Consider the following 10,747-nt stretch of genomic DNA (forward strand, 5'->3'; position numbering starts at 1 on the left):
GTGACGGTCTGGCCATTGAGTGCGCCGTAGGGTACGGGGCAATTGGGGGCGATGGTGTTGTCGCAGACGTCGGCCTGGCGGGCGACGCCGAATTCAACGTCCACATTGGGCGCGACAACATCAAGGATGTATTCTCCTTCAACCGTCAAACTGGCACCGGCGGCGTTTTCGAGGTTGGCTTTTACCGTAGCGGTAACCAGCCGGGGAGTGGTTTCTGCGGGGTAAATGCGGTTGGTGATCACCGTGGTGCCTGGCGGGATGTTGACGGCGGTTACGGGAATAATGATGCCACGGTCGCTGTCCGTGATTTGTCCCTGGGTGATGGTGCCAGCGGAATTATTCGTCAGGCGGTAGGTGACGATGATGTCACCGTCCTGGCCCGGTAAATAGGTGAGCATGTCGGTCCCGTTGGGGACGTTTACGCAGTCCGTATCCGGGTCATTGATGACGGGATTACATTGATCATCTGCCAGAGCAATGGACGCGCTGATGGTGATGTTTTGGGCGCGGCCGCTGGTGCAGAGAAAGAACAATAGGAGCAAAAGGAAGAAATAGCGCATAGTTCGTAGGTTTCCCTAGGGACGATGGGCTTAGGAGGATTCCATAAGCAGGGGCATTTTTTTTCGCAAGACTGCGCAGTCCCCTTTTTTTGATTTTGCTACCGGACGATGTTGCCTCCGGCAACGAGCGGAAGCGTCGGCCTCCGGCCGCGCGGCGAATGCGCCGTCAAGCGAGTGGTGTTGCTAATAGGAACTCCGCGCTTCACCTCCCACCGTTTTGTGGGGCAATAGCATCTTGTTGTTTATGAAATCTACCTTTATACTGCGATTGTCCTTACTCTTGAAACTGATTTTCTGTACTGCTGCCTTAGCAGCCTGCACCTGCGAATTGGAAGAATGGAATGAGGCTACTTTTGAGCGATATGACTTTATCGCACACGTTAAAGTGTTTGGAGTAGACCAAATGAACGGTCCGTTTGAATCGAAGTGACGGCACACTTGCACGTATGACTACCAGTAAGGACTGGAATCAGCTATCTGATAAATACTACGATTCGGATGGGAGATTGATTCATCACTTAGCGTACTATGAAGACTGGGTTGCTACTGTTTTGATTGATTCACTGGAGGGGAAGCGTTGACGTTGCAGGGCCATAGAGTGTGGTCCCAGGAGGTAAAGTCCGAACAAGCTTTTAATTTTACCTCCATGCCCTCTCCCATCACCGACCTACACGCCTATCTGGAAGCACACGACCTCTTCCACAAAACCATCGAGCTGAAACGCGGCGACTACCTCCACCATGCCGGTGAGACGAATACGAACATTTACTACGTAGCTAAGGGAACGCTGCGGACCTACGTCTTCGTCAATGACGAAGAGCAAGTCATCCGCTTCGGTTACCAAGGAGATTACGTGGCGGCGATGGACAGCTTCATTAACGGCAAGCCAACCATCCTGTATTCTCAGGCGCTGCGAAAATGCACCGTTCGGATGATCCGGAAAACGGAGTATATGGCTCAGCTGGCCGCCGACCCGGAGCTGGCCCGCCTGTGGCAAAAAATCACGTCGTGGATGATCACCGGACAGCTGGAGCGGGAGATAGATCTGCTGACCAATGATCCGGCGGAGCGGTACCGCAGAGTATTCGAACGCAGCCCGCAGTTGTTTCAGGAAATCCCCGCCAAGTACATCGCCAACTACCTCCGGATGACGCCGGAAACCCTCTCCCGCATCCGCAGCGCCATCCCACCGGACCCCAGCACCTGACCTCGAAGCGTTCCGCAGGAACCTTTGAGCGTCCGGTGCGTCCCTGCGCGTCCAACCGTTTTCTTGAGCCAAATCAATTTTCACGCAGCGATCGTCACCGACCTTTGTGGTATAAATTGTTAACCATCCCAAAAGACCCAAGAATGAAACCTCGCAATACTGCTGACCTCCTGCAAAAACTCACCGAGCGTACGGAAGCCAACCTGGCCGCAGGCCAGGAATTTCTCGCCCTCGAATCCTCCACCCTGCACCAGCGGCCCCGCCCGGATGCCTGGAACGCGCTGGAATGTCTTGCGCACCTCAATCACTACGGTGACTTCTATCTACCCGAAATCCAAACCAGGATCAAGGAAACAAAGCATGACCAACCCGCCGATACCTTCACCTCCAGTTGGTTGGGAAACAAGTTTGCGGCAGGCATGAAACCCGGAGAGAAAACCAGGGAGATCACCACCTTCAAGAGTGCGGACCCCAGGAACTCGGAAAAAATCTTGAACCATGATACGGTGCAGGAATTTATCCGGCAACAAGAAGAAATACTGAAATTGCTACAGCAGGCACGTAGCGTAAACCTCACCCGAACCAAAACCGGCATCAGCATCAGTAACCTGATCAAGCTTCGGTTGGGGGATACCCTGCGGGTGGTGATTTACCATAACTGGAGACACGTGGTGCAGGCCCAGCGGGCGGTTGGCGCAGGCGTTGCTGCTTAAGGTTTCGGAGCCTTAACTTTATGGGGTAAATAATCACCATTAAACCCCTTGTTATGCGTATCCTCCTTAGCCTGGTATTGGCCCTTTGTGCCGTGTCCTTATCTGCCCAACCGTCTGGCTTGATTGCCCATTACCCCTTCGAGGGCAACGGCAAAGACCTGAGCGGTAACGGCCACGACGCCGTCCCCTTTGGTAATCTGAAGTACGAGCCGGGTATCGTAGGTCAAGCCGCTGTCTTTGACGGTAAGACTACCTTCTTCGAGATTTTGCCTAATGGCTACCTTCCTGAGATAGGTGACTTTACCATCACGACCTGGGTGTTCCTGAAAGACTATCCTTTGGAAAATGCCGGTAAAAGTGGAGAGGTGAGGAGTTATATTTTTAACGGCCATTCCGGATATCGACTGAGCAGGACGTTTTACCGTCCGGGCTTTTCCATGATCCTGGACCGCCAGACGGATGGCCGGGAAGAGTTCCATAATTTTATGTGCTCCTCCGTTATCAACGGATACGGCAATGCCGAGCAGTCGATAGCCTGTAAGGTGAAGGGTTTCTGGCGCTGCGTGACTTTTGTGCGCTCCGGTGACGAACTCATTACTTACGTCGATGGGGAGGAACTGGAAAATCGCTTTGTCGCCCGACGTTCCCACGTGGGTACTGACCTCATCGATATGAACCACCACTGGTACATCGGTACGTTCAGCGGCAATAACCCGCACTACTACCGGAACAACGGAATAACGTACAACTTCAAAGGTCTCCTTGATGAAATGCGCATCTTTAACCGCGCCCTTTCTGCCAATGAGGTAAGAAATATCTGCAATATCTACGCCCGGTAGCATCAGCACTAATAAAAAAGCAGGCTGCCACACCGATGAAGTGCGGCAGCCTGCCCGTGCGTTAGCCTGAAAGGTCAACGAACTAACGGTCTGAAAGACTACTCGAGGTCTCGCATGTCCCGCAGAATATTCAACGCCTCCTGGATGTAAACATCCTTACCGACGCTCTTTTTGAACTCATCGTTCCGGGCCTTCTTGCTTTCATCCACTTCGATTTCCTCCATGTCGACTTCGATGTTGGCGACACCAGCGATAACGACGTTACCAAACAGGTCCTTGTATTGTTCCGCCTCTTCCTTATTAGCCTTATCCATGGCCTGGTAGGCAGCTAAAGTCAGGGGGTAAGTATCCATTTCACTCTGGCGCTTTACGCGCTTGGCGTTTTCCTGAATCTTCAGGAAGGTGGCATTACGGGCCACGCGGTCGTTAGAGCGTTCGCGGAGGGTTTCCATGAAGTCGATGCGGTAAACGTCCTGATAGTATTCGGCGGGTTCGATCTGGCTCCAGGCGAGGGGAGCATTCTGTTGGCGCTCACCGGTTTCCAGCAGGGAGCGGCTGTCGGGCAGGATGATGTCAGGGACCACGCCGCGCAGTTGCGTACTACCACCGTCGATGCGGTAGAACTTCTGCATGGTCAGTTTTACCGTGCCCAACGGCTTGATGTCAGTACGACCGGGAATGGTACGATCCATGTCGATGAACCGCTGAACGGTGCCTTTACCAAAAGTAGAGGTACTACCTACGATGACCGCACGACCGTAATCCTGAAGTGCTGCGGCCAGGATCTCACTGGCGCTGGCGGAGTACTGATTAACGAGAACGACGAGTGCTCCGTCGTATTCCACGCTGGGGTCACGATCACTGAGGATCTCCTTCTGGCCGCCACGGCCAGCCACCTGAACAACGGGACCTTCGGGGATGAAATATCCCGTCATGTCAATCACATCACGCAGGGAACCGCCACCATTGTTGCGCAGGTCCAGAATGATGCCTTCAACATCACGATCCTTAAGCTTGTTAATCTCGGCTTTGATGTCCTTGGCACTAAAACGACCATCTTCGTGCTCGAAGTCGGCATAAAAACTAGGCAGGTTAATGTAGCCTATTTTTTCACCTTCACCTACACCGTCGACGATGAGGGACTTGGCAAAGCGATCGTCGATCACGATGATGTCCCGCACAATACTGATCTCCTTAATGGAGCCATCGGGCTTCTTAACTTTCAGAAAAACAGTGGTGCCTTTGTCGCCCCGGATGAAACCGACAACGTCTTCCACCAGCATATCCTTAATATCAATGGCTTCTTCTTCGTCTTGCTGACGGACCGACATGATGAGGTCGTCTGCTTCCAGTTCCTTGCCTTTCCAGGCCGGGCCACCGACCACGATGGTGGAGACTTTGGTGTATTCGTCCTTGTTCTGCAGGGTCGCACCGATGCCTTCCAGGCGACCACTGAAGGTGATGTCGAACGTTTCCTTGTCTTTCGGACGGTAGTAAGTTGTGTGTGGGTCGAACATGCTGGTCAGCGCATTCAGGTACTGGCTCCGGCGAACAGAGAGGGGGGATTTGCGCATCCGCTCAAACCAGCCGTCGTAGCGTTCCACCAGTTTTTCGCGGGCTTCCTTCTCCATTTCAGCTACCGGCGTCTTTTCTTTCAGGTCAGCATTGTCAGCCTCCTCATCTTGTTGGTTGATGATCTGGTTGAGTACATCCCGCTTCATGTAATCGGACCAGTATTGACGGAGTGCTTTGTCGTTTGGCTCCCAGCCCGAATCATCATCGGGAAGGGTAATGTCCGTCCCGCTATTAAGGGCAAAGGGTTTGGCCAGGATTTCTTTGTACCAGCCTTCGGTTTTATCGAGGGATTTCGTCCAGTGCTCCTGCACGAGGTCAAAATATTCGTAGGAACCGGCTTTAACCTGATCGTCGATGTTGAATTTGTTGGTGGCGAATGCACCAACGTCTTCCTGGGTGAAAAACAGGCGGGCACCGTCTACATCATTGAGGTAGTAGTCGTACATCCGGTTGCTGAACTTATCATCGATTTTCATCGGCTGATAGTGGAAACGCTCAAGATTGCGCATCATCGTTTGGATGATTACGGATTCTTTATCACCTGCGGGAACGGTGTCGGGAAGTACTGTCGCCACGAAGCCGGCGAGTACGATGAGGGCGGACAAGAGGAAGGTGCCTCGGGTTTTCATAAGCTTTCTTTTAGTGGCCAGCGTGATCTTGGCCTGGGAGGTTTGTCGGGGCTGAAGCCGGCCCCGACTGAAGGTTAACGCAAAAACCAGCCTGACATTATTTGGTGGCCAGGGCCGGTCGACAAATTTAAGGTTTTGCCGGCGGCCCCGCAAGCGCAAAAGAATGGTTCACGGCAGCGTCTGCATGTAAATGTGTGTTAGGGGCAGGTGGTTTAATCGGGAAGGCGACATGGTAGGCTTTAACTTCATGTTAACGACGCCAGGCGAGGGCACTCCAGTGCCCCTTGGCATAAAGACGGGCACTGGAGTGCCCTCGCCGCGCCGTATCTTCGCCCCCATGCTGAAACTGCTCCGCCGCCTGTTTGGTGCTAATGACCGGCCGGCTCCGGAACCAATCGACCCCACCATGAAATTTCTGATCGTAGGCCTCGGTAACCCCGGGCCGAAATACGAAAACACCCGACATAACGTCGGCTTCCGCGTACTGGAGCACCTCAGCGAGGACTTCAGACCCTGTAGCCACGGCCATATGGCCCGCATTAAACACCGGGGAAAGCAAGTGCTGTTGCTCAAGCCCGATACCTTCATGAACCTGAGCGGCAAAGCGGTGCGATACTGGATGCAGGCGGAGAAAATCCCTAAGGAAAATGTCCTCGTTGTCGTCGATGACCTGCACCTCGATTTTGCGCAGCTTCGCCTGCGCGGCAAAGGCTCCGACGCGGGCCACAACGGCCTGAAATCCATAGACCAACTTACTGGCGGTAATAATTACGCCCGCTTACGCTGTGGCATCGGCAAAGACTTTCACCCCGGTCAACAAGCAGATTACGTACTTGGCGAATGGAACGCGACCGAGCGCAAAGGACTGCCGGAATTGATCGAAACCGCCGCCAAAATGAGCCTGAGCTTTTGCGGACACGGGCTGCAGAACACGATGAGCAAATTCAACCAGGGAAAGGCGAAGAAAGAGAAGAAAGGTAAAAAGGACGAAGAGAAGAAGCCAGTAAAGGAAGAAGGGCAGAAAGGAGGAAAGGAAAAGGGGTAAGTCTTTGGATTTTTCCTCTGGTTAAACTACTGTCGTTTGATAAGAGGTGGTTTTGTGTTCGCACAGCGAACGCGGCCTGAATGAATGGTCCCTGTAAAGGCGAACCCTTGCGGTCGCCCCACTGGTCATAGTCACTTGAAGTCAGGTAAAATCAATGCCTGTCTTCCACAAGTCCGGAAACCGCTGCCAGTTCCCAGACAAGAAGCCCGAAAAAAATCTACAACACTCTGTCCACTCCGCTGTTAAGCAGCATAATGACTAAGTCCATCAGCAAACAAATTACCGTTGTCGGTGCCGGCTTCGCCGGCCTCTCCTCCGCCTGTTATCTGGCCCGGGAGGGTTACAGCGTACGGATCATCGAAAAAAACGAAGGCCTCGGCGGGCGGGCGCGAACGTTTCATCACGAGGGTTTCCAATTCGACATGGGGCCCAGCTGGTACTGGATGCCGGAGGTGTTTGAGCAGTTTTTCAACGATTTCGGCTCTTCGGCTGCGAAGCATTACGAACTCGTACGCCTGGATCCCAGCTACGAGATCGTTTTCGGCAAGGACGATGAAATGCACGTTCCGGCCAATACAAAGGACCTCTTTGCCCTATTCGAACGCCTGGAACCAGGAAGTTCGGCTAACCTGCAGAAATTCCTCGACGAGGCGGAATACAAGTACCGGGTTGGCCTGGGTGAATTCGTGCAGAAGCCAGGACACAGCATCCTTGATTTTGCTGACCTCCGCGTCGCCAAAGCCGCGCTGAAGTTGCAAATGCTGACGGACATGGGCACCTACGTTCGCAAGCTCTTTAAGCACCCCCAACTCCGGCAATTACTGGAATTTCCCGTCCTGTTTTTGGGCGCTACGCCCGATAACACTCCCGCGCTGTACAGCCTGATGAACTACGCCGACCTGCAGCTCGGCACCTGGTACCCGATGGGCGGGATGCACAAGATCATCGAAGGAATGGTGGCCGTAGCACGTGGTTTAGGGGTGGAGATTCATGCGGGATCGCCGGTGCAAAAAGTGGTGACGGAGCAAGGGACGGTAACCAGCGTCGTTACGGCTGATGGCACTGCCTACCCGACAGACGTTCTCGTCTGCGGTGCCGACTACCACCACTTCGAACAAGAAGTCCTCGAACCCAAAGACCGGGTCTACAACGAAAGCTACTGGCAGAAACGGACGATGGCGCCTTCAAGCCTGCTCTTTTACGTCGGCCTGGACCGAAAGGTTCCCGGTCTGCACCACCACACCTTGTTCTTCGATGCCGATTTCAAGCGCCACGCCCACGAAATCTACGAGGAACCCGCCTGGCCGGAAGACCCACTCTTCTATGCTTGTGCCCCCTCCGTAACGGACCCCTCCGTTGCACCAACGGACCAGGAAAACCTCTTCTTCTTACTACCATTAGCTCCGGATCTAGACCATACCGAAGAGCGCCGCGAACACTACTGGAACCTGATGTGCGAACGTTTTGCGGAACGCTACGGGGTGGATATTCGTCCGCACGTAGTGTACAAGCGCAGCTATGCCCACCGGGAGTTTAAACAGGATTACAACGCCTTCCGGGGGAATGCTTACGGGCTGGCGAACACGCTGTTGCAAACTGCGTTTTTAAAGCCTAAGCTGCGCAGTAAAAAGCTTCGTAACTTGTGGTACACCGGCCAGCTCACCACCCCCGGCCCCGGCATGCCGCCCAGTATTATTTCCGGCGAGGTCGCCGCCCGTGATATTCACCGGGCCATGACCGGTGCCAAAAACCTTACTTCTTCCCTCCCTCAGTCTCAACCAACCAATGCTTAGTCTCTATAAAGAAGTTTGCCGGGAGTGCGCCTCCCTGATCACCCGTCGGTACAGCACCAGCTTTAGCATGGGGATCCGGGTGTTTGACCAACACCTGCGGGCACCGATCTACGGCATCTACGGCTTTGTCCGCTTCGCCGACGAGATTGTAGATACCTTCCATGATAAGGACAAAGCCACCCTGCTGGAGCGTTTTCGGCAAGACACCTATCTGGCCCTGGAGGAAGGCATCAGCCTCAACCCCGTACTCCAGGCCTTTCAGGAAGTCGCCAACGAATACAACATCGGCCGAGACCTCATCGACCCCTTCCTCGACTCTATGGCCATGGACCTCGACGTCAGCCGCTACCACGACGACCTGTACAAGGAATACATCTACGGCTCCGCCGAAGTCGTCGGCCTGATGTGCCTAAAAGTCTTTGTCAAAGGAGACGCCGCCGAATACGAACGCCTCAAACCCATGGCCTGCGCCCTGGGCTCCGCCTTCCAGAAAATTAACTTCCTGCGTGACATCAAGTCCGACTACGAAGAGCGCGGCCGCGTCTACTTTCCCGGCGTTGACTACAACAAATTCGACCAGGCCACCAAGGAAGCCATCGAAGCCGACATCAAAGCTGATTTCGACTACGCCTACGAAGGCATCAAGCAACTGCCGACCAGCGCCCGACTGGGCGTCTACCTCGCCTACGTGTACTACACCAAACTGTTCCAGAAGATTAAGAACTCACCTGCGCAGCAGGTGGCGGAAAAGCGGATTCGGGTGAACGACGGTAAGAAGGTTTACTTGTTGGCTACTAGTGCGGTTCGGGCTCGGTTTGGGATGTTGTAGCTACATTAACTTGATTGTAGTTGCGTGAATACAACACTATGGTGCTTCGTTTATGACAACTCGGAGGTACACGACAATGCTTGCTAGCCATAAGTTAGTGTGGCGTAAACACGTCGGAAAGTGGGTGGATTTATGTATGTTTAAGGGAGAGATAGTTGCTGTTTGCGCAAGTTTGCGGGTGGTATGTTGTTGTCGGTAATCAAAAAGAAAAAAATGGAACTTCTATTCAAGATCAAGATTGCTGAAAAATGTTGGAAAGACAGTTTAGATTGGACTTTTGGACAAATTGATGTTTTGAATAAAGCATACAATGGCAAAGGAAAAATAGTCGATTTAGAAAAGTCAAGAGAAATTCTTCGCGTGGCAAAAGAAAGGAATGAAGAAGAGAAGAAAACGATGAAAATTGGAATAGAGAAAATTGAAATCAATGTCAAGCCCGTAAGAAACTTTAAATCATCTTTAGAAAAACTTTTGCATTCAACTGAAATATATTTTTCAGATATGAAAATACCTCCAAGTCCATTTGATTTATACGACTCAATTGACAATCAAGAATTAAGTAAAATTGAACTTGGCAGATATATCGAAAAAGTAAAAAAGAACTTAGAAACAAATTGGGTAGCTTTCAATCAATCTTATGGAGGAATGCTAATTAAGATAAAATTGAACGATTACGAAATCAAATAAAAATAAAGCAGGAAACCAATGAAAAAATGGGATTTAGAACAAGATTGGAAAAAGGCGACTTTAGTTATTGGGATAATTTTTACAATCCTAGTCTTAGATATTATAAATGGTTCAAGTCTAAGATTTATGGAAATAACTGGTCCTGAATGTTTAGCAACGCATTTATTTCAAATGTCAATTTTAGCATTGCTCTTTTCACTTTTTACAAAAAAGGAAGCTAGAAGTAAAATTCAAAAAAGGAGTTCAATAATAATTATCCAGACAGTTTTAGCAATGGTGATAGAAAATAAAATCGGAGATTATCAATACGAAAAGACAAAGGAAAATTTAGAAGAAATTTGTTTAGCTCTAGAAGCCTACAAAACTAAAGAAGGAAAATATCCTCAAACTCTAAAAGATTTAAAACCAACATTTTTAAGAAAAATCCCAAAGTCAGGTTTTGGATTGTTTGATTCAGAAATAAAATATGAATTGATTCAAAATGGGAAAACACGATTAGATTATAAAGTGAAATTTGGTTTTATTTGTGAATCTTATGATTGCGGAAGTGGAATAAATTTTTCAACTTGGGCTATGTGTTAAGTACGGAAAATTAAAAATTAAAAACTACCGACAACACTTAAAGCTCAAAGGCAGCCCTGACGTAGTCGGGCCTGACGTTGCGCTTTTGTTGGACTAACCCGCCACCCACGGAGCCTATGGGTATTCAATTGATTTGGCTAGTCCGATGAGCAGGGGCGGTTGAGGCAGGTGTCGCCATTTAGGCCCGGAATGGACCTCAGTAAGTCAAAAACTGGGGCTAAAATCCGTTGATTTTGGCCAAAATAAGGATTAGGGGCATAGGTCGGTTGTGCCGCCGAAAGGCAACGG

At 51.1% G+C, this 10,747-nt stretch carries 11 protein-coding genes; 9 read left to right on the forward strand and 2 right to left on the reverse strand.

Annotated features, from left to right (window positions below; genetic code table 11):
- Nucleotides 1-560 (reverse strand): hypothetical protein (locus tag B036_RS33910; protein WP_044102287.1); only part of this gene is annotated, 560 nt, incomplete at its 3' end.
- Nucleotides 561-804: 244 nt separating this feature from the next.
- Between B036_RS33910 and B036_RS28875 the strand changes: the two genes are divergently transcribed.
- The 4 genes from B036_RS28875 (at nt 805) to B036_RS0110270 (ending at nt 3,319) form a co-directional block, all read left to right on the forward strand.
- Nucleotides 805-990, forward strand: coding sequence for a hypothetical protein (locus B036_RS28875; RefSeq protein ID WP_020568622.1), 186 nt, complete (start codon nt 805-807; stop codon nt 988-990).
- A gap of 216 nt (nt 991-1,206) precedes the next feature.
- A complete protein-coding gene (locus tag B036_RS0110260; RefSeq protein WP_020568623.1) occupies nt 1,207-1,767 on the forward strand; it encodes a Crp/Fnr family transcriptional regulator in 561 nt (186 codons plus the stop codon).
- Between the two features lie 143 nt (nt 1,768-1,910).
- Complete coding sequence (locus tag B036_RS0110265; RefSeq protein ID WP_020568624.1) at nt 1,911-2,480, forward strand: DinB family protein; 570 nt, start codon at nt 1,911-1,913, stop codon at nt 2,478-2,480.
- A gap of 53 nt (nt 2,481-2,533) precedes the next feature.
- Nucleotides 2,534-3,319: a LamG domain-containing protein gene (locus B036_RS0110270; RefSeq protein ID WP_020568625.1), complete on the forward strand. Its 786-nt coding sequence runs from the start codon at nt 2,534-2,536 to the stop codon at nt 3,317-3,319.
- A gap of 98 nt (nt 3,320-3,417) precedes the next feature.
- Here the strand turns inward: B036_RS0110270 and B036_RS0110275 are convergent, their stop codons facing one another.
- Nucleotides 3,418-5,523 (reverse strand): carboxy terminal-processing peptidase, encoded by a 2,106-nt coding sequence (locus B036_RS0110275; protein WP_157472112.1) that lies wholly within the window; start codon nt 5,521-5,523, stop codon nt 3,418-3,420.
- A gap of 337 nt (nt 5,524-5,860) precedes the next feature.
- On the opposite strand from B036_RS0110275, the gene pth reads away from it, so the two are divergent.
- The 5 genes from pth to B036_RS0110300 all read left to right on the forward strand — a co-directional run bounded on the left by pth (nt 5,861) and on the right by B036_RS0110300 (nt 10,459).
- On the forward strand, nt 5,861-6,568 hold the full coding sequence (gene pth, locus B036_RS28880; RefSeq protein ID WP_245557457.1) for an aminoacyl-tRNA hydrolase: 708 nt from the start codon (nt 5,861-5,863) through the stop codon (nt 6,566-6,568).
- Nucleotides 6,569-6,822: 254 nt separating this feature from the next.
- On the forward strand, nt 6,823-8,361 hold the full coding sequence (locus B036_RS0110285; RefSeq protein WP_020568628.1) for a phytoene desaturase family protein: 1,539 nt from the start codon (nt 6,823-6,825) through the stop codon (nt 8,359-8,361).
- Nucleotides 8,354-9,190: a phytoene/squalene synthase family protein gene (locus B036_RS0110290; RefSeq protein WP_020568629.1), complete on the forward strand. Its 837-nt coding sequence runs from the start codon at nt 8,354-8,356 to the stop codon at nt 9,188-9,190. Before B036_RS0110285 ends, B036_RS0110290 begins: the two co-directional genes overlap by 8 nt.
- Nucleotides 9,191-9,403: 213 nt before the next feature.
- Nucleotides 9,404-9,877: a hypothetical protein gene (locus tag B036_RS0110295; protein WP_026231858.1), complete on the forward strand. Its 474-nt coding sequence runs from the start codon at nt 9,404-9,406 to the stop codon at nt 9,875-9,877.
- Nucleotides 9,878-9,895: 18 nt separating this feature from the next.
- On the forward strand, nt 9,896-10,459 hold the full coding sequence (locus tag B036_RS0110300) for a hypothetical protein (RefSeq protein WP_020568631.1): 564 nt from the start codon (nt 9,896-9,898) through the stop codon (nt 10,457-10,459).
- The last annotated feature ends 288 nt before the right edge of the window (nt 10,460-10,747 follow it).

Source organism: Neolewinella persica DSM 23188 (assembly GCF_000373105.1).
Classification (GTDB): domain Bacteria; phylum Bacteroidota; class Bacteroidia; order Chitinophagales; family Saprospiraceae; genus Neolewinella; species Neolewinella persica.

Bases quoted from the DNA above. Each gene is read 5' to 3' on its own strand.
- B036_RS28875 (WP_020568622.1), top strand. From the start codon at position 805: ATGAAATCTACCTTTATACTGCGATTGTCCTTACTCTTGAAACTGATT.
- B036_RS0110260 (WP_020568623.1), top strand. From the start codon at position 1,207: ATGCCCTCTCCCATCACCGACCTACACGCCTATCTGGAAGCACACGAC.
- B036_RS0110265 (WP_020568624.1), top strand. From the start codon at position 1,911: ATGAAACCTCGCAATACTGCTGACCTCCTGCAAAAACTCACCGAGCGT.
- B036_RS0110270 (WP_020568625.1), top strand. From the start codon at position 2,534: ATGCGTATCCTCCTTAGCCTGGTATTGGCCCTTTGTGCCGTGTCCTTA.
- B036_RS0110275 (WP_157472112.1), bottom strand. From the start codon at position 5,523: ATGAAAACCCGAGGCACCTTCCTCTTGTCCGCCCTCATCGTACTCGCC.
- pth (WP_245557457.1), top strand. From the start codon at position 5,861: ATGCTGAAACTGCTCCGCCGCCTGTTTGGTGCTAATGACCGGCCGGCT.
- B036_RS0110285 (WP_020568628.1), top strand. From the start codon at position 6,823: ATGACTAAGTCCATCAGCAAACAAATTACCGTTGTCGGTGCCGGCTTC.
- B036_RS0110290 (WP_020568629.1), top strand. From the start codon at position 8,354: ATGCTTAGTCTCTATAAAGAAGTTTGCCGGGAGTGCGCCTCCCTGATC.
- B036_RS0110295 (WP_026231858.1), top strand. From the start codon at position 9,404: ATGGAACTTCTATTCAAGATCAAGATTGCTGAAAAATGTTGGAAAGAC.
- B036_RS0110300 (WP_020568631.1), top strand. From the start codon at position 9,896: ATGAAAAAATGGGATTTAGAACAAGATTGGAAAAAGGCGACTTTAGTT.